Source organism: Tateyamaria omphalii (genome assembly GCF_001969365.1).
GTDB classification, from domain to species: domain Bacteria; phylum Pseudomonadota; class Alphaproteobacteria; order Rhodobacterales; family Rhodobacteraceae; genus Tateyamaria; species Tateyamaria omphalii_A.
Window position 1 is genome coordinate 595636 of record NZ_CP019312.1, and the last position, 18378, is coordinate 614013.

The 18378-nt window shown below is 62.7% G+C and carries 18 protein-coding genes and 1 tRNA gene; 16 read left to right on the forward strand and 3 right to left on the reverse strand.

Annotated elements, in window-relative coordinates:
• Nucleotides 1-16 precede the first annotated feature (16 nt).
• Genes iolD through iolG form a run of 6 tightly spaced genes read left to right on the forward strand, consistent with a single transcriptional unit; the run spans nucleotide 17 to nucleotide 6399 of the window.
• Complete coding sequence (gene iolD / locus BWR18_RS02885) at nucleotides 17-1885, forward strand: 3D-(3,5/4)-trihydroxycyclohexane-1,2-dione acylhydrolase (decyclizing) (protein WP_076626624.1); 1869 nt, start codon at nucleotides 17-19, stop codon at nucleotides 1883-1885.
• Nucleotides 1885-2730, forward strand: a complete 846-nt coding sequence (locus tag BWR18_RS02890) for a phytanoyl-CoA dioxygenase family protein (RefSeq protein WP_076630079.1) — start codon at nucleotides 1885-1887, stop codon at nucleotides 2728-2730. Before iolD ends, BWR18_RS02890 begins: the two co-directional genes overlap by 1 nt.
• Nucleotides 2727-3707 carry a 5-dehydro-2-deoxygluconokinase gene (iolC, locus tag BWR18_RS02895; RefSeq protein ID WP_076626625.1) on the forward strand — a complete coding sequence of 327 codons (981 nt, stop codon included), beginning with the start codon at nucleotides 2727-2729 and terminating at the stop codon, nucleotides 3705-3707. The genes BWR18_RS02890 and iolC overlap by 4 nt, the downstream gene beginning before the upstream one ends.
• A 15-nt stretch (nucleotides 3708-3722) precedes the next feature.
• Nucleotides 3723-4577 (forward strand): 5-deoxy-glucuronate isomerase, encoded by an 855-nt coding sequence (locus tag BWR18_RS02900; protein ID WP_076626626.1) that lies wholly within the window; start codon nucleotides 3723-3725, stop codon nucleotides 4575-4577.
• Nucleotides 4574-5407, forward strand: a complete 834-nt coding sequence (locus BWR18_RS02905; RefSeq protein ID WP_076626627.1) for a class II fructose-bisphosphate aldolase — start codon at nucleotides 4574-4576, stop codon at nucleotides 5405-5407. The genes BWR18_RS02900 and BWR18_RS02905 overlap by 4 nt, the downstream gene beginning before the upstream one ends.
• Nucleotides 5404-6399, forward strand: coding sequence for an inositol 2-dehydrogenase (gene iolG, locus BWR18_RS02910; RefSeq protein WP_076626628.1), 996 nt, complete (start codon nucleotides 5404-5406; stop codon nucleotides 6397-6399). The genes BWR18_RS02905 and iolG overlap by 4 nt, the downstream gene beginning before the upstream one ends.
• Here the strand turns inward: iolG and hemN are convergent.
• Nucleotides 6396-7748: an oxygen-independent coproporphyrinogen III oxidase gene (gene hemN / locus BWR18_RS02915; RefSeq protein WP_076630080.1), complete on the reverse strand. Its 1353-nt coding sequence runs from the start codon at nucleotides 7746-7748 to the stop codon at nucleotides 6396-6398. The genes iolG and hemN overlap by 4 nt on opposite strands.
• A gap of 59 nt (nucleotides 7749-7807) precedes the next feature.
• Here hemN and fnrL point away from each other — a divergent pair, with 59 nt between their 5' ends.
• The 10 genes from fnrL (at nucleotide 7808) to ccoS (ending at nucleotide 17064) form a co-directional block, all read left to right on the forward strand.
• The gene (fnrL, locus tag BWR18_RS02920) at nucleotides 7808-8548 is read left to right on the forward strand and encodes a transcriptional regulator FnrL (protein ID WP_076626629.1); all 741 of its coding nucleotides are present in this window, start codon (nucleotides 7808-7810) and stop codon (nucleotides 8546-8548) included.
• 86 nt (nucleotides 8549-8634) lie between these two features.
• On the forward strand, nucleotides 8635-9042 hold the full coding sequence (locus BWR18_RS02925) for a universal stress protein (protein ID WP_076626630.1): 408 nt from the start codon (nucleotides 8635-8637) through the stop codon (nucleotides 9040-9042).
• Nucleotides 9043-9197: 155 nt separating this feature from the next.
• Nucleotides 9198-10796 carry a cytochrome-c oxidase, cbb3-type subunit I gene (gene ccoN, locus BWR18_RS02930; RefSeq protein ID WP_076626631.1) on the forward strand — a complete coding sequence of 533 codons (1599 nt, stop codon included), beginning with the start codon at nucleotides 9198-9200 and terminating at the stop codon, nucleotides 10794-10796.
• 15 nt (nucleotides 10797-10811) lie between these two features.
• On the forward strand, nucleotides 10812-11636 hold the full coding sequence (ccoO, locus tag BWR18_RS02935) for a cytochrome-c oxidase, cbb3-type subunit II (protein WP_083957622.1): 825 nt from the start codon (nucleotides 10812-10814) through the stop codon (nucleotides 11634-11636).
• Between the two features lie 9 nt (nucleotides 11637-11645).
• The gene (locus BWR18_RS02940) at nucleotides 11646-11849 is read left to right on the forward strand and encodes a cbb3-type cytochrome oxidase subunit 3 (RefSeq protein ID WP_076626632.1); all 204 of its coding nucleotides are present in this window, start codon (nucleotides 11646-11648) and stop codon (nucleotides 11847-11849) included.
• Nucleotides 11842-12714: a cytochrome-c oxidase, cbb3-type subunit III gene (gene ccoP / locus BWR18_RS02945; RefSeq protein WP_076626633.1), complete on the forward strand. Its 873-nt coding sequence runs from the start codon at nucleotides 11842-11844 to the stop codon at nucleotides 12712-12714. Before BWR18_RS02940 ends, ccoP begins: the two co-directional genes overlap by 8 nt.
• Nucleotides 12715-12905: 191 nt before the next feature.
• Nucleotides 12906-14339 (forward strand): cytochrome c oxidase accessory protein CcoG, encoded by a 1434-nt coding sequence (ccoG, locus tag BWR18_RS02950; protein WP_076626634.1) that lies wholly within the window; start codon nucleotides 12906-12908, stop codon nucleotides 14337-14339.
• Between the two features lie 3 nt (nucleotides 14340-14342).
• The gene (locus BWR18_RS02955) at nucleotides 14343-14798 is read left to right on the forward strand and encodes a FixH family protein (protein ID WP_076626635.1); all 456 of its coding nucleotides are present in this window, start codon (nucleotides 14343-14345) and stop codon (nucleotides 14796-14798) included.
• A complete protein-coding gene (locus BWR18_RS02960; protein WP_076626636.1) occupies nucleotides 14795-16927 on the forward strand; it encodes a heavy metal translocating P-type ATPase in 2133 nt (710 codons plus the stop codon). Before BWR18_RS02955 ends, BWR18_RS02960 begins: the two co-directional genes overlap by 4 nt.
• The gene (ccoS, locus tag BWR18_RS02965; protein WP_076626637.1) at nucleotides 16924-17064 is read left to right on the forward strand and encodes a cbb3-type cytochrome oxidase assembly protein CcoS; all 141 of its coding nucleotides are present in this window, start codon (nucleotides 16924-16926) and stop codon (nucleotides 17062-17064) included. The genes BWR18_RS02960 and ccoS overlap by 4 nt, the downstream gene beginning before the upstream one ends.
• Here ccoS and BWR18_RS02970 read toward each other — a convergent pair.
• Complete coding sequence (locus BWR18_RS02970) at nucleotides 17061-17990, reverse strand: 3-keto-5-aminohexanoate cleavage protein (protein WP_076626638.1); 930 nt, start codon at nucleotides 17988-17990, stop codon at nucleotides 17061-17063. The genes ccoS and BWR18_RS02970 overlap by 4 nt on opposite strands.
• 267 nt (nucleotides 17991-18257) lie before the next feature.
• Nucleotides 18258-18333: transfer RNA gene (locus BWR18_RS02975), tRNA-Thr, on the reverse strand.
• Nucleotides 18334-18378 lie beyond the last annotated feature (45 nt).

Genomic DNA, 18378 nt, shown 5'->3' on the forward strand with positions numbered 1-18378 from the left:
GCCACGGGAGGATTGAATGGCGGGCAGCGACACCGTGCGTCTGACGACGGCGCAGGCGATCATCCGCTATCTGGCGGCACAGTATATCGAGATTGACGGACAGGAATGGCGCCTGTGCGGCGGTGGTTTCGGCATCTTTGGCCATGGCAATGTGACCTGTCTGGGCGAGGCGCTGTATGATCATCGCGACGCGCTGCCGCTGTACCGAGGCCAGAACGAGCAGAGCATGGGGTTTGCCGCCGCCGCCTATGCCAAGACGTGGCTGCGCCAGCGGTTCATGTTCTGCACGGCGAGTGCGGGGCCGGGGACGGCGAACCTGCTGACGGCCTCGGCGCTGGCCCATGCAAACCGATTGCCGATGCTGATGCTGTGCGGCGATACGTTCATCACTCGCCTGCCGGACCCTGTGCTGCAACAGCTTGAGCATTTTGGCGATCCGACTTTCGGCGTGAATGACGCGTTCAAACCGGTGACGCGGTATTGGGACCGGATCACGCATCCCGCGCAGATCATCCAGTCCCTGCCCAACGCCATTGCGACGATGCTGGACCCTGCGGATTGCGGGCCTGCGTTTCTGGGTTTGCCGCAGGATGTGCAGGGCTGGGCCTACGACTATCCGCTTGAGATGTTTGAGAAAAAGCTGCACCGCATTCGGCGTCAGTTCCCGGATGCGGCTGAGGTTGCGGACGCTGCTGCCGCTTTGAAGGGGGCCAAGCGGCCCATGATCATCGCGGGCGGCGGGGTGCAATATTCCGGCGCGGTCGCGGAGTTGACCGGTTTTGCAGAGGCGACGGGCATCCCGGTGGTCGAGACCATCGCGGGCAGGGCTAATATGATCGACACCCATCCGCTGAATTGCGGACCCATGGGCGTGACCGGATCGGACAGTGCAAATGCGATTGCCGAACAGGCGGACGTGATCCTGTCCGTCGGGTGCCGGTTGCAGGATTTCACGACCGGGTCGTGGACGGCCTTTGCCCAGGACGCGCAGATCATCGGGTTGAACGCCGGGCGGCATGATGCGGGCAAGCATCGGTCGTTGCCCGTTGTGGGTGATGCGAAGCTGGGGCTGGAGGCGCTGGATGCCGCCATGACGGGGTATACGGCACCGTCCGGGTGGACGGATTTTGCCAAGGGCGCGCGGGCCAAGTGGACGGCTTATGTGGCGGAGAATGTGGCGCATGGGAACCGGCCCAATTCCTATGCGCAGGCCATCGGTGTCGTGAATGCCACCTGTGATCCCCGCGACCGGGTTGTGGCGGCGGCGGGCGGTTTGCCTGCCGAGGTGACGGCCAACTGGCGCACGCTGGATATCGGGACGGTCGATGTGGAGTTCGGCTTTTCCTGCATGGGCTATGAGATTGCGGGCGCCTGGGGTGCGCGGATCGCGCAGGCCGAGCGTGAGCCGGATCAGGATGTGATCACCTTCTGCGGAGATGGATCGTATCTGTTGATGAACTCGGATATCTATTCGTCTGTTCTGTCACGGAAAAAGATGATTGTGCTGGTGTTGGACAATGGCGGTTTTGCCGTCATCAACAAGTTGCAGAACAACACCGGCAACGAAAGCTTCAACAACCTGCTGAGTGACGCGCCGACGATCCCGGAGGCATTCGCCGTCGATTTTGAGGCGCATGCGGCCAGCATGGGTGCTGCGGCGGAGACGGTGGAGAACCCTGCCGCATTGGCGGAGGCGTTTGCGCGCGCGAAGGCGAGCGACAAGACATACGTGATCTGCATGAAGGTCGACGCGTTCGAGGGCTGGACCGAGGGCGGACATGCCTGGTGGGAGGTCGGCACGCCGCATGTGACGGAAAATGCCAAGGTGGCCGAGGCCCATGCGGATTGGGAAGCGTCCCGCCCGAAACAGCGGAAGGGCGTCTGATGCGGACCTTTACCGCCGACACAGCCAATCCCGCCGCCATCTGCGACGAGATGCTGAACGGCCCCGGTGCGGTGCGCATCACCGGCCTGTTTTCGGATGCCCAGATCGCTGATGCCCGCGCCCGCATCATGGCGCATTCGGATGGCGAGGGCGAAAAGGTCACGCATTTTCAGGGCGCTGCGGTCGAGGACGGTCGGGCGAACCTGCAGCGCCGGGTGTGGAACCTGCTGGCCAAGGGCGCGGTGTTTTCGGACATGGCAACGCATCCCGTCATCATGGCGGTGCTGCGTCGGTGGCTCGGGTCCGAATTCATCATGGGCTCCATCGCCGCGAACCGTCTGCTGCCCGGCGGGCCGGGACAGGAGCCGCATATCGACTTCCCGTACTGGGATTTTCATGCGCCCGAGACGCATCCCATGGGCTTGAATGCGTCTTTTCCGATGAACGCGCAGGTGACCGTAGCACTGGATCCGTTTACCGAAGAAAGCGGGGCGACCGCGTTCTTGCCGGGTTCGCAAAAGGACATGCGATATCCGACGGCAGAGGATCACGATCATTTCTATGCCAACTGTGCCCGGATGACGGGTGCGCCGGGGGATACGGTGATTTTCTTTGGTGCGGCGTGGCATTGTGCGATGCCGAATGGCGCGGATCACGACCGCAACGCGGTGCTGATCAACTACATCCCGAAATTTGTGAAGCCGCTGGAGGACATGCCCGGTGCGCTGCCGCAGGCGTTTCTGGACGCGGCGAGCCCGGAGATGCGCCAGCTTTTGGGCTTTGACTACAAGTATCCGGAGATCCTGGATCAGGCAGACGCCGTGAATGCCGAGGGCATCACGTGAGCGCGCTTTTGGACGGGATCAGGGCCAATGACTTTGTCATCGTGGGCCGGGCGGGGATTGATTTCTTTACCGATGTGGGCGTGCGGGCCGAGGATGCGGAGCGGCTGACGGTGGACCTTGGCGGATCAGCGGCCAATATCGGGGCAGGCATCTGCAAACTGGGTGGCAGGGCCGCACTTGTCACCTCTGTCAGCGACGACTCGGTCGGCAGCTACTGCATCAACCGCCTTCAGCACTACGGCGTAGACACCACTCACGTGAACAAGGTTGGCGGCGAACACCGCAACTCGCTGGCCTTCTACGAAAGTGTGCTCGAAGGGCACCGGAACGTCATCTACCGCAACGGGGCGGCTGATTTTCAGATGAGCGTCGCGGATGTGGAGGCGGTGGATTACGCCAAGTATGGCGCTCTGATCACCGCGGGTACGGTCTTTGCTGCCGAGCCGTCGCGCAGTGCCACGTTCCGGGCGTTTGACTTGGCCAAAGCCGCCGGTTTGCCCATCATCTTTGACGTCGATTACCGCCCCTATTCCTGGCCGTCGCCAGAGGTGGCCGCCGATGTGCTGAGCCGCGCGGCGGAGGCATCCGACATGATCGTCGGCAATGACGAAGAGTTCGGATTTATGGCCGGGGACATGGACAAGGGGCAGGCCAAGGCCCGTGCGTTGTCCGAGGCCGCCGCCGAAATTGTCATCTACAAGATGGGTGAGAAGGGCGCTGTGACCTATGCCGGTGGCAAGGAGATTGCGACCGGCATTTACCCTGTCACCGCCGTGAAACCCAACGGGGCCGGGGACGCGTTCATGGCGGGGCTGATGACCGGGCTGGCCGACGGGCGTGACCTGAAAACGGCGATCCTGCGCGGGTCGGCCTGCGCGTCCATCACCGTCTCGCAACCGGGCTGCGCGCCTGCGATGCCAACCCCCGACCTGCTGGATGATTTCCTGACCACCCATCCCGGTCCGACAACCCCATAAGAAGGAGGCAAGCCGATGCACATCGCGCCTTACGACAACCAGAACAAGCCGATCGTGGATGTGGAGGATGCCACCGTCCCGCTGAATTACTTCAACATCGTGAAGCTGAAGAAGGGCGAGGCGTTTGAATATGCGGTGCCGGGGTATGAGACCTGCATCGTGCCTGCGACTGGCACCGTCGATGTGGATGTCGAGGGGTTCAAGGCGGACGGCCTTGGCGGGCGCGGTGTGGATGTGTGGGATGGCGAGCCGGAGGGCGTCTATGTGCCTACGGCTGCGAAGGCCGAGATGGTGTGCGTGTCGGATGAGGCCGAGGTGTTCGTGGCGGGTGCGCGCCATGACAAGGTGCTGGAGGCCTTCGCCGTGCGCAATGACGAGCTGGATCTGGTGCAATACGGGTCGGACGACACCAAGACCCATCGCAAGATCAAGCACATCCTGGGCACCAAGTACCACGACAAGGTGGGCCGCCTGCTGGTGTCGGAGCTGTTCACCGTCGGGCAGGGCGGCTGGTCCGGCTTTCCCAGCCACAAGCATGACACCGACCGGTCCGAAGCCGGCGAGGTCATCGAGACGCGGCATGACGAGACCTACAATTTCCGCTTCCGGCCCAAGCATGGCTCGGGCGTGCAGATGTTGCAGCGTGCCGAAGGTCAGGCGGGGGATGCCTATCACATCGTGGATGGGTCGACGATCTGCCTCGACAACGGCTATCATCCCTGCGCGGTGCTGCCGGGATACGAGATGTATTACTTCACCATCCTTGGTGGGCTGAGCCAGCGCAGTCTGGTGCAGTATTTCCAGCCCACCCATGCCTATCAGATCGAGACGATACCGGGCATCAAGGACATGATCGCGAAGTTCAAATGACCCTTGCGACGCTGGCAGAGGTGCTGGGCCCGGCCAAGGCCGAAGGCCACGCCGTGGCCGGTCTGGTCACGCTGGGCTGGGAAGACATGCGCGCCTATGTGGCGGCGGCTGAGGCCGAGGGCTGTCCCGTGATCCTGCAGGCAGGGCCGTCGTGTCGGACGCACACGCCGCTGCCGGTTTTGGGCAAGATGTTCCGCCATCTGGCGGAAGGGGCAAGCGTGCCGGTCGTGGCGCATCTGGATCACGGCTACACCTTTGAAGAGTGCAAGGAGGCGTTGGAGAGCGGTTTCACTTCGCTCATGTTCGACGGCTCGCGCTTGCCCTTGGCCGAGAACATTGCGCAGACAAGGGCCATTGTTGAGATGGCGCATGGCGCTGGCATCTCCTGCGAGGGCGAGATCGGGTTCGTGGGCTATGACAATGGGGAAGAGTCGGCGGGCACTGATCCTAAAGAAGCGGCGCAGTTTGCTGCCGAGACCGGGGTGGACGCGATGGCGATATCGGTCGGGAATGTGCATTTGCAGACGGACCAGTCAGGGGGCCTTGATGAGGACCGGATCGCGGCTATTCAGGCCGTCACGGACGTGCCGCTGGTCATCCATGGCGGGTCGGGCGTGCCCGCGGACCAGCGGCGCAGGCTGGCGACGGGCACCAACATCTGCAAGTTCAACATCGGGACGGAGCTACGGCAGGCCTTTGGCCATGCGCTGCGTGATGCGGTGAACAGTGACCCGGACCGCTTTGACCGGGTGCAGATTCTGAAGGACACGCATGAGCCGTTGGTTGCGGCGACGCGGACCGTCCTGCGGACAATGAGAGTACATACATGATAAATATCGCACTTCTGGGCTGTGGCCGTATCGGGCAGGTCCATGCCCGCAGCCTGATGGGGCTGGAAGGCGCGCAGGTGGCCGCTGTCGCGGACGCCATGCCAGAGGCGGCGAATGCGCTGGCGGTCCGCACAGGGGCAAAGGTGATGGAGGTCGAGGATGTCCTTGCCTCCTCTGACATCGACGCGGTGGTGATCGGGACGCCGACGACCACCCATTATGACCTGATCCATGGCGCGGCGCGCGCGGGCAAGGCGATTTTCTGTGAAAAGCCGATTGATCTGAACGCGGGGCGCATCCGCGATTGTCTGGCCGTTGTCGAGCAGCATGGCGTGCCGTTTTTCATCGCGTTCAACCGGCGGTTCGATCCGAACTTTCGCGCGTTGAAAAGCCAGATTGACGCGGGCCGCATAGGCAAGGTCGAGATGGTGACGATCCTGTCCCGTGACCCGTCGCCGCCGCCGATCGGGTATATCAAGACCTCTGGCGGGCTGTTCCGCGACATGATGATCCACGATCTGGACATGGCGCGGTTTCTGCTGGGCGAGGATCCGGTGGAGGTCTTTGCTCATGGGTCGTGCCTTGTGGACCCTGCGATCGGGCAGGCGGGGGATGTGGACACGGCGATGGTGTCCTTGCGCACGGGGTCGGGCAAGCTGTGCCAGATTTCCAACTCGCGCCGCGCCACATATGGCTATGACCAGAGGATCGAGGTGCATGGGTCAGCCGGGATGTTACGGGCTGACAATGTGCTGACGTCCACCGTCGAAGTGTCGGATGCCGGCGGTTTTACTCGCGCGCCGACTGAACCGTTTTTCCTGGAACGCTATGCGGCCGCCTACACCGCCGAGATGCAGCATTTTGTCGAGGTGTTGACCGCAGGTACGCCGCCGAACCCAAGCGGGATCGACGGCCTGAAGGCGCAGGTGATGGCGGATGCGGCGCAAGCCTCGTACGAGGCGGGGGCGCCGCAGGCCTTGGATTTCAGCTAGATCGCCGCGCTGTAGGTGCGCTGGTCGGTCTGCGCAGTTTGGTCGGTGGCCAGCGTACCGGCGATCATCCGCACCAGCGGGTGTGCCCAGCGGGCGATGGTCAGTGTCTTGCCATCCCAGGACACGGCATCGCCGAACCGTTCAACAATGTGCAGGATGCAGGAGAGGATCATCTGATCGGCCCGTTGCGACAGCGACAGGGTGGCTGCGTGGTAGCACATGAGCTGTTCAACGATGTCCGCGCGCAGGTGGTCCGTTTCCGTAAGCACGTAGCCGCGCCACATGGCGGGTGCGTTCGCTTCGACCTGGGCTGCGTATTTGCCGGTCACGGGGATGTTCTGGGCAAAGCCCTGCGGGTAGGTTGAGATGGCCGATGCCCCGAGCCCCACGAGATACGGTGCTGTGTCGTCGGTGTAGCCCTGAAAGGACCGCGTGAGACGCTTGTCGAAGAACGCCTTGGCCAGCGCGTCGTCGGGGCGGGCGAAGTGGTCGATGCCGATCTGCACATAGCCGCGGCCTAGCAGCGTGCGCCGCGCCAGATCAAAAAGGGCGAGGCGTTTTTCAGGGGCGGGCAACGCCTCGCTCGGGATGAGGGACTGGCGTTTCGACATCCAGGGCACGTGGGCATAGCCGAAGAGCGCGATACGCCCCGGCTCCATCTCGAGCGCCGCATCCAGCGTCGTCGCAAGCGTCTGTTCCGTCTGGTAGGGCAGACCGTAGAGCAGGTCGAAATTCAACGCGTCCACGTCGAGCGCGCGAAGCTGGTCCACGACGCTGGCCGTGAGGTCGCGGGACTGTTCGCGCCCAATGGCCTGTTGGACCTGGGGGTCGAAGTCCTGGATACCTAGACTGGCGCGCGACAGACCGTGGTCCTTGAGCATGGCGAGGCGTTGGGGGCCGACATCCGTCGGGTCCACCTCGACCGAAAACTCGTCAAGTGCGCCGAGGCCCCAGATGTCATTCAGTCCGGTCAGGAGGTCGTTCAGCACGGGCGCGGGCAGGATCGTCGGCGTTCCTCCGCCCAAATGCAGGCGCCGGGTCTGGACCCCGTTCGAAAAGCCGTTGCGCATCTGCTGCGCTTCGGTCAGCACACGCTCGACATAAGGCGCCAGCGGCGCTTCGCTGCGCGTCCCTTGGGTGCGGCAGGCGCAGAACCAGCACAATCTGCGGCAAAACGGAATGTGGACATATAGCGAAATCTCTGCATCCTTGGGCGCATTGGATTGCCAGGTGCGGACGCAGTCCGCGTCGACCTCCTCGCTGAACCAATTGGCGGGAGGGTAGCTTGTGAAGCGCGGCACCCTTGCATCGAAAAGGCCATGACGGCGGAGTTCGGAAACGTGTTTCATGCCACCAAGTTGAGTGAGGCGCAGGTTGCGCGCATTGACCCAGATCAACGGAGGGCGAGATGAACAAGCCGCTGACGGCCATCGACAACTGCTCAAGCTGCCCGATCCGCCATCGCGCGGTGTGTGCGCGATGCGATGATGACGAGCTGGTCGAGTTGAACGGGATCAAGTTCTATAAATCCTATTCCGCCGGTCAGACCATCGCCATGCGCGGTGATGCGCTGGACGTTGTTGCGTCGGTGGTCAGCGGCACAGCAACATTGGAGCGTGCCATCGAAGATGGGCGCACGCAGTTGGTCGGTCTGCTGTTGCCGTCGGATTTCATCGGCCGCCCGGGCCGTGCGACGCTGCAATATGATGTGACGGCGGTGACCGACGTGACGCTGTGTTGTTTTTATCGCAAACCGTTCGAAGCGCTGCTGGTGCGCATACCGCATGTGCAGGAGCGGATGCTGGAGATGGCGCTGGACGAGCTGGACGCGGCGCGCGACTGGATGCTGCTCTTGGGCCGCAAGACGGCGCGGGAGAAGATCGCCAGTTTCCTGATGCTGATCGCGAAGCGCACCGTGCATCCCGACGGGCGTGTGCTGGGCAACACGTCGCGCATCGAATTGCCGATCAGCCGCGAGGCGATGGCGAATTTCCTGGGCCTGACCATCGAGACGGTCAGCCGCCAGTTCACCGGTCTGCGCAAGGACGGGGTCATCGAGCTGGATGGCAATCGCAGCGTGATCGTGCCCGATCTTGAGACGCTGCTTTTGGAAAGCGGCGACGATTCCGATGGCGGCCCGCTGATCTGATTTGATCCGCTCTTGATCCACATCAACGCACCCGCGCGCGTTGCGGCCTATCCCTTCTGACCGAAAGGTCAAAGGAGGGCGTTTTCATGTACGATAACATTCTGATCCCCGTCGCGTTCGGGGAGGACCGTGACCATGCGCGGGCCGAGCAGGTGGCCAAACACCTGTCGTCCGACGGCGCGCTGATCACGCTTTTGCATGTGCTGGAACAGATCCCGGTCTATGCGGCGGAATTCGTGCCCTCTGATCTGGTGATCGGCAATCGCGAGCGTCTGGCGACGCGCCTGCAGGTCATGGCCGCAGAGTTGCCGAACGGCCAGAGCGCGCTGATCGAGGGCGCCACTGGGCGCAGCATCACCGACTATGCGCAACAGCATGGCGTTGACCTGATCGTGATGCCATCGCATCAACCGGCCCTGTCCGATATCCTGTTGGGGTCGACTGCGGCCTGGGTGACACGGCACGCCCCCTGCGCGGTGCATGTGATCCGGTAAATTTGTGCATCTTGATCCAGATCAACGCGCGGCCCAGGGCGCTTCCCTAATCCGAAAACATACGAACAGGTCTGTTGTCCCCGCGGGGACAGTGCGCAGACGCGCGCAGGTCCCGATAGCCACGGCGATCAGTGCGAAGATGCAAAGGAAAGAGAATGTGGGACTATCTTAAACTCATTTTGCTTGGCCTTGTGGCCCTGTGCGCTGCCATCGCAGCGGATTGGGGCCACGATCTGGCCTATAAAGTACACGCAGCGCTGATCTTTGTGATCGCGCTGGGCATGTTCATCTGGCAGGTCCGCCAGATCGACACCGAAAAGCCGCAGATCGACACCAGCGGCTACATGGACGGTGTGATCCGCGCGGGCGTGATCGCCACGGGGTTCTGGGGCGTCGTGGGCTTTCTGGCGGGGGTGTTCATCGCCTTCCAGTTGGCCTTTCCCGCGCTGAACTTCGACTGGGGACAGCCTTACACAAACTTTGGACGCCTGCGCCCGCTGCACACAAGTGCGGTGATTTTCGCCTTTGGCGGCAACGCTCTGATCATGTCGTCCTTCTACATTGTGCAGCGCACATGCGGCGCGCGGCTGTGGGGCGGCAACACGGCGTGGTTCGTGTTCTGGGGCTATCAGCTGTTCATCGTACTTGCCGCGACCGGCTATCTGCTGGGGGCCACGCAGTCCAAGGAATATGCCGAGCCTGAATGGTACGTGGATATCTGGCTGACCATCGTCTGGGTCGCCTTCCTCGTCGTCTATATGGGCACGATTTTCAAGCGGCAGGAAAAGCACATTTACGTCGCGAACTGGTTCCTGCTGGCGTTCATCATCACCGTCGCCATGCTGCACATCGTCAACAACCTGAGCATTCCGGTGTCCCTGCTGGGGTCCAAGTCCGTGCAGGTGTTCTCGGGCGTGCAGGATGCGATGACGCAGTGGTGGTACGGCCACAACGCGGTGGGCTTCTTCCTGACCGCCGGGTTCCTGGGCATGATGTATTACTTTGTGCCGAAGCAGGCGGGTCGTCCGGTTTATAGCTACAAGCTGTCGATCATCCACTTCTGGGCGCTGATCTTCCTGTATATCTGGGCCGGTCCGCACCACCTGCACTACACCGCGCTGCCCGACTGGGCCTCGACCCTGGGCATGGTGTTCTCGATCATCCTGTGGATGCCGAGCTGGGGTGGCATGATCAACGGTCTGATGACGTTGCAAGGCGCCTGGGACAAGCTGCGCACCGATCCGATCATCCGGATGATGGTGATCAGCCTCGCCTTCTACGGCATGTCCACATTCGAGGGGCCGATGATGTCGATCAAGGCGGTCAATAGCCTCAGCCACTACACCGACTGGACCATTGGGCACGTGCATTCCGGTGCGCTGGGCTGGAACGGCATGATCACCTTTGGCGCGCTTTACTTCCTGACGCCGCGCCTGTGGGGGCGTCAGCAGATGTATTCGATGAAGGCCATCGACTGGCACTTCTGGCTCGCTACCATCGGCATCGTGCTTTACGCGGCGTCCATGTGGGTGACCGGCATCATGGAAGGCCTGATGTGGCGCGAAGTCGACGCCCAAGGGTTCCTGGTGAACTCGTTCGCTGACACCGTGAGCGCGAAGTTCCCGATGTATGTGGTGCGTGGACTGGGCGGGGTTCTGTACCTGACCGGTGCGATCATCATGGTTTGGAATATGTGGATGACGATCCGCGGAGCCGAGCGCGTCTCGGCCCCCGTTGGCGTCCCCGCAGAATAAGGAGGCTGAACAACAATGGCCGACAATCCAAAAATCACCGATCCTGAACAGGATCCAAATGTCAGCACGCTGAGCGACTTTCCAAAGGAGATCCCCAACGAGTTGCCGCATCAGTCCGGTTTCATCGCGCGCCACGCGATCCTGGAACGCAGCCCGACGCTTTTGTTCGTCTTCTCGCTGCTGACCGTGTCCATCGGCGGGATCGTGGAGATTGCACCGCTCTTTTACCTCGAAAACACGATTGAAGAGGTGGAGGGCGTGCGCCCCTACAGCCCGCTTGAGCTGGCGGGGCGCGATGTCTACATCCGCGAGGGGTGCTATGTGTGCCATAGCCAGATGATCCGCCCGATGCGGGACGAGGTCGAGCGGTACGGCCACTATTCGCTGGCGGCGGAGTCGAAATACGACCACCCGCACCAGTGGGGGTCAAAGCGCACGGGGCCTGATCTGGCCCGTGTGGGCGGTCGGTATTCCGATGCCTGGCATGTGGATCACCTGATGGACCCGCAATCCGTGGTGCCGGAATCGATCATGCCGAAATATGCCTTCCTTGCCGATGCGGTCATTGATGGGGAGCGGATCGAGGATCTGTTGCGCACCCACCGCTTTGTCGGCGTGCCGTATACAGATGAGATGATCGCCTCCGCCTCCGCCGACTTTACGGTGCAGGCGGATCCCGATGGCGACTGGGACGGGCTGGTTGAACGCTATCCCGGTGCCGTCGTGTCTAACTTCGACGGGCAACCCGAGTTGACCGAGATGGATGCGCTGATCGCTTACCTTCAGATGCTGGGCACGCTGGTCGATTTCTCGACCTTCACCCCAGACCCAAGCCGATAGGAGGCGGACATGGAAACAACCTATTCCATCCTGCGGGAGTTTGCGGGCAGCTGGGCGCTGATCGCGATGATGCTCTTTTACATCTCGGCCTGTCTTTATGCGGTCCGTCCGTCGGCCCGCAAGGCAAACGAGGACGCGGCCCACATTCCCTTCAGAAACGACACTGATGCGCCAGTGACGGCGCAAGAACCGGAGGCCAAGCAAGATGGCTGACAAGAAAGACATTGATGAGGTCACCGGGACCGACACCACCGGCCACGAGTGGGACGGGATCAAGGAACTGAACAATCCGTTGCCGCGGTGGTGGCTGTGGACCTTTTACGGCACTGTGGTCTGGGGGCTGGCCTATACCATTGCCTATCCGGCCTGGCCGCTGATCAATTCGGCCACACAGGGTGTTCTGGGGTATTCGACACGCGCCGAGGTGGCCGAACGCATCGCAGAGGTTGATGCGCGCAATGCCGAGGTGTCAGAGCGACTGGCGGCTGCCGACCTGTCCACTCTGGCGCCCGATGACCCAGCCCACCGCTTTGGTGTGGCGGGCGGCGCGTCCGTGTTCCTGGCCAATTGTTCGCAATGCCACGGGCAAGGCGCTGCTGGTGTGCAGGCGGCGGGATACCCGAACCTGCTGGATGATGCATGGCTGTGGGGCGGGACGCTTGAAGACATCGAGTACACCGTGCGCCATGGCATTCGGAACGACACCGACCCCGATGCCCGCTGGTCCGAGATGCCCGTCTTTGGCGACATCCTGTCCGATGAAGAGATCGCGCAGACCGTTGAATACGTGCTGGCCATGTCGGGTCAGGAGCATGACGCGGCCATGGCCGAACAGGGCATGGTGTGGTTCGAGGAACAGTGCACCGCCTGTCATGGCGAGAACGGCGAAGGCATCCGCGAGCTGGGTGCGCCCACGCTGAACGATGCCATCTGGCTTTATGGCGGCGACCGCGAGACCCTGACCGAGACGATCACCTATTCCCGCTTTGGCGTGATGCCCGCATGGGGCCCGCGTCTGGACGAGCATGAGATCAAGGCGGTCACGCTGTATCTGCACCAATTGGGAGGCGGCGAGTAGCTCTCGCCGTTTCGCACTACGCCGCGCGTCGGACGCCTGGGGCGTCCCTCTGGAGGAGGCGCGCGGCGGTCCCGGTCTCTGTCCTGTTCGTACCATGCAGGGACCGGGATTTTCCTTTTGATGCTTGATCCAGATCAAGGCTGTGAGACCCGCCCACGCGCAGGGTACGCTTACGAACAGGACAACCGAATATGACACAGTCACCGGCTTCTCCGCCGCCGCTTTATGCGCCGCGCGAACCGATCTTTCCCCGGCGCGTGAAAGGCACGTACCGCACCCTGAAGTGGTGGATCATGGGCGTGACCCTGGCCATTTACTACCTGACCCCGTGGATCCGCTGGGATCGGGGGCCGAACCTGCCCGATCAGGCGGTTCTGGTCGATCTGGCGGGTCGGCGGTTTTACTTCTTCTGGATCGAGATCTGGCCCCACGAGTTCTATTTCGTGGCTGGCCTGCTGATCATGGCGGGGCTGGGCCTGTTCCTGTTCACATCGGCGCTGGGCCGGGTCTGGTGCGGCTACACCTGCCCGCAGACCGTCTGGACCGACCTGTTCATCCTCGTTGAACGCTGGATCGAGGGGGACCGCAACGCGCGCGTGCGCCTGTGGAATGCAGACTGGTCGTTCCACAAGGTCCGTCTGCGCATGACCAAATTTATCGTGTGGTTCTTTATTGCGCTCGCCACCGGTGGCGCCTGGGTGTTCTATTTCGCCGACGCGCCGACGTTGGCCCGTGATCTGGTCACCTTCGACGCGCCGCTTGTTGCCTATTCCACGATGCTGATCCTCACCGCGACAACCTTTGTCTTTGGCGGGTTCATGCGCGAGCAGGTCTGCAACTACATGTGTCCGTGGCCGCGCATCCAGGCGGCGATGATGGATGAAAGCACGCTGACCGTGGCCTATCGTCACTGGCGGGGCGAGCCGCGCGGCAAACATATGAAGGCAGAGGATGCGGATCAGCGCGGCGACTGCATCGATTGCATGGCCTGCGTGAACGTGTGCCCGGCGGGCATCGACATCCGGGACGGGCAGCAGATGGAGTGCATCACCTGCGCGCTCTGCATAGACGCGTGCGACGAGGTGATGGAGCGGATCGGCAAGCCGCGCGGCCTGATCGACTATCTGGCCCTGTCAGACGAGGAAGCCGAGACCAAGGGTGCGCCGCCGCGTCCCATTCTGGAACATGTGCTGCGCCCTCGCACGATCCTTTATACCGCGATGTGGTCGCTGATCGGTGTGGCGCTGGTCTATGCGCTGTTCATCCGGTCCGACATCGACCTGACGGTCGAGCCGGTGCGCAACCCGCAATTCGTGACCCTGTCGGACGGGGCGGTGCGCAACGCCTATACCCTGCGCATCCGCAACCTGACGGCAGAGCCGCGGGAGTTCCGGGTCATGCTGACCTCGGACGATATTCTGCGCATCGACGTGGAAAGCGATGGCGCGGTGGCCAACCACGTCACCGTGCCTGCGAACGAGACGATGCAGGCGCGCGTGTATGTGACGGCACGCCCACAGGACCCGGCCGCCGATGCCGAAACCACTGACCTGCGCCTGTGGGTCGAGGACGTCGAGACTGACGATCGGGCAGGCGTCGCCACCATCTTCAACGGAAAGGGCTGAGATATGATCAAGGAACTGACGGGCTGGCACGTGCTGGCAATTTTCGTGACCGGCTTTGCCATCATAATTGGCGTGAACCTGACGATGGCGTTTCAGGCGGTGAGCACCTTTCCGGGGCTGGAGACCAGGAATTCCTACATGGTTAGCCAGCTGTTTGACGAAGAGCGTGACGCGCAAGTGGCGCTGGGATGGGATGTGCGGCTTGAAACCGGTGGCGATCAGCTGACGCTGTACATTGACGACGAGATTGGGCCGGTGGTGCCGACCATCAAGGCGGCCACGCTGGGCCGTGCGACCCATGTGGGTGACGATATGATCCCCGTCTTCCGCCATGACGGGACGCGCTTTGTCGCGACGATCCCGCCGCTTGCACCCGGCAACTGGAACCTGCGTTTGGCTGCCGTGGCACCTGATGGCACGGACTTTCGCCAGCGTGTGGTGCTGCGGGTGCGCCCATGAGCGTCGCGTCCTGCCCCGGCTGCGTTGCCGCCGGTCCCATTGCCGAAGGTGCGGGGCGTGATGCGGGCCTGCCCACCCACGAGCTGATCCTGCCGGGCATTCATTGCGCGGCGTGCATCCGGTCGGTGGAGGGGCTGCTCAATGCCCGCACCGATCTTGCTGCGGCCCGCGTCAACCTGAGCCGCAAGCGTGTGGCGATCACAGCCGAGCCGGGACTGGACCCTGCCCCCTGGATCACGGCCCTGGCCGAGATCGGGTTCGAGGCGCATGAGGCCCGCGATGCGGGTCGCCATGCGCAAGACGACGGCTTGACCCTGCGCCTCGGCATCGCCGGGTTCGCCATGATGAACGTGATGCTGCTGTCGGTGGCGGTGTGGTCCGGTGCCACGGATGCGACGCGCGACTTCTTTCACTGGATTGCTGCGGCGATTTCCCTGCCTGCCGCCGTCTATTGTGCCCAGCCGTTTTTCTGGTCGGCCTGGTCGGTGCTGCGCGTGCGGCGTCTGAACATGGATGTGCCGATCTCGCTGGCGATTATTCTGGCCTGCGGTCTGTCGCTTTATGAGACGACGCAGAGCGGCGAGCATGCGTATTTCGATGCGGCGCTGAGCCTAACATTTTTCTTGCTTGGCGGTCGGGTGTTGGAGAAACGCATGCGACAGGCGGCGCGGTCGGCGGCTGCTGATCTGGCGGCCCTTGAGCCGCTGCGTGTCACCCGGATCGAAGGCGATAAGCGCGTCACTGTCCCCGTCGATGAGGTGGCACAAGGCGATACCCTGTGGCTGGCAGCCGGGTCACGGGTGCCTGTGGATGGTATCCTTGACAGCGCGGGCGCGCAGGTGGATCGCAGTGCGTTGACCGGTGAAAGCGATGAGATTGCTGTTGCCCAAGGGCAGGCGCTGACCGCCGGTGAGGTTGTGCTGACCGGTCCGGTGACCATGCACACGACGGTTGCGGCGAAGGGCTCGACCTTGCGCCGTCTGATCCAGATCGCGTCGCAGGCAGAGGGCGCGCGGAGCCGGTATACCAGCCTGGCCGACAGGGCCGGGGCCATCTATGCACCGCTGGTGCATGGGTTGTCCTTTGCCGCCTTTGTCGTGTGGTCGCTGGCCACGGGCGATTGGTACAACGCGTTGAAGATTGCCATTGCGACGCTGATTATCACGTGCCCCTGTGCGCTTGGCCTTGCCGTGCCTGCGGTGGCCACTGTGGCCACGGGCCGTCTGTTTCGCATGGGATTGCTGGTGAAGTCCGAGACGGCGCTGGAGCGGTTGGCGGAAGTGGACACGGTTGTCCTGGACAAGACGGGCACGCTGTCGGCCGCTGCCCTTGTTCCGCCCAACGATATGCCTGATGCGGCGCGCGGTGTTCTGAAGGCGCTGGCGCAATCGTCTGCGCACCCGCTCAGCCGGTCGGTGCTGCCGGTGCTGAAGGATGTGGCGCCCGCGGACCTGGAACAGGTCACCGAACATCGCGGCAAAGGCGTGTCTGGCGTTTGGCGTGGACGGGAGGTGCGCTTCGGCAATGCCGCATGGGTCGGAGCGGGGCAGGGCACTGTCCTGCGCATCGCTGAGGCGCACCATCTGCTTGCACGCCGCGAACAGGTCTTTGACGACGCGGATGAGACGCTGGAGCGCTTGCGGGCTATGGGCCTGGAGGTTCACATGCTGACCGGTGACCGTGCGGAAAATGCCGCGCGCGTGGCCGCAGAGTTGGGTGTGGACCATGTCCATGCCGAGGTGGACCCGGAGGCCAAGCAGGACCTGATCGAGGCGTTGCAGGCCGATGGCCGTAAGGTTGTCATGGTCGGTGATGGTTTGAACGACACGCTGGCCTTGACCCGCGCCTGGGCGTCGATGGCGCCGGGCAACGCGCTGGAAGCCAGCCAGAATGCCGCCGATGTGGTGCTGCTGGGCCAACACTTGTCCGGCATTCCTGACGCCATCGCGATTGCCCGTAGTGCGCGGCGGCGGATTCTTGAGAACTTTGGCCTTGCCGCGTGCTACAATGCTGTGGCGATCCCGCTGGCCTTGTCGGGCTTTGCCTCGCCTCTGATGGCGGCGCTGGCCATGTCCACCAGTTCGATCACCGTGACTGTCAACGCTTTGCGTACGAGGGCGAAACCATGAATGTACTTGTCATACTTGTGCCGTGTTCGCTGATCCTGGGGCTGGGGGCGCTGGTCGCCTTTGTCTGGACGCTTAAAAGCGATCAGTACGCCGACCCTGACGGCGACGCGCAGCGCATCCTGCTGGATGACGATTAAAACGCGACCTTGTCGCCGCCCTTGAGGTCGAGGATCTCGCGTGCTTCGTCCGGGGTGGCGATCTCGTGCCCGAGGTCTTCGATGATGCGGCGGATTTTCGTGACTTGCTGGGCATTCGACTCTGCCAGTTTGCCGCGTGAGATGAACAGACTGTCCTCCAGTCCGACCCGCACGTTGCCACCCATCTGGCTGGCGGTCGTGGCCAGCGGCATCTGTGCTGCCCCTGCGCCCAGAACGGACCAGCGGTAACCGTCGCCAAAAAGTCGGTCGGCGGTGCGTTTCATAATGATCAGGTTGTCGACCTCTGCCCCGATCCCGCCCAGCACACCGAATACGAATTGCAGAAAGACGGGTGCCTTGAACAGGCCGATGTCCATGCAGTGTTTGAGGTTGTAGAGGTGGCCGACATCGTAGCATTCGTGTTCGAACTTGATGCCGTGGGGAGCGAGTTCGGTGGCCGCCTGTTTGATGTCGGCGAAGGTGTTGCGGAAGATGTTCGCTTCGGATCCGGCAATATAGTCCTTTTCCCAATCGTGTTTCCACGTGTCGTAGCGGTCGGCCAGCGGGTGAAAGGCGAAGTTCATGGACCCCATGTTGAGTGAGCACATTTCGGGGCTGAAGCGGATGGCGGCCTGAATCCGTTCCTCGATCCGCATGGTGGGCGCGCCGCCGGTGGTGATGTTCAGCACGGCATCGGTCGATTGTTTTACGCGGCTCAGAATGCCGCTGTAGTCATCAGGTTCGACCGACGGGCGCCCGTCCGCGGGATGGCGGGTGTGAAGGTGCAGGATGGATGCGCCCGCCTCGGCTGCGGCGATGGCCTGCGCGGCGATATCGTTGTGCGTCACGGGCAGGTGGTCAGACATTGTGGGCGTGTGGATCGCACCGGTGACAGCGCAGGTGATGATCGTTTTGGGCCGTGCCATTGTTGTGTGTCCTCATCAAAGGGCTGCACTCGAAAGGAAATCGGGTTGGGCGCGATCACCGTGGCAAGCGGCGTCAGCGCGATCAAGTAAATCCTGATGGAACGGGCGGTGCTCCTGTGTGCCGTATGTGTCCTTACTGCCGGTCGGGTGGGCTCAATGCCTGCGCTGGCACGTCGCGGCCTGTGCTGTGGCGCTGTGTGGCGTACGCATCGGCCGGATCGGCGCTACGTGTGACAAGACGTGGAGCAACAGGCGCAAAAGCCTGCGTGGTGCCGCTGAAGGGACTCGAACCCCCGACCCCATCATTACGAATGACGTGCTCTACCAGCTGAGCTACAGCGGCTTGGGCAGGCGTTATACTCGATGTTCGGGGCAGGGCAAGTGCAGC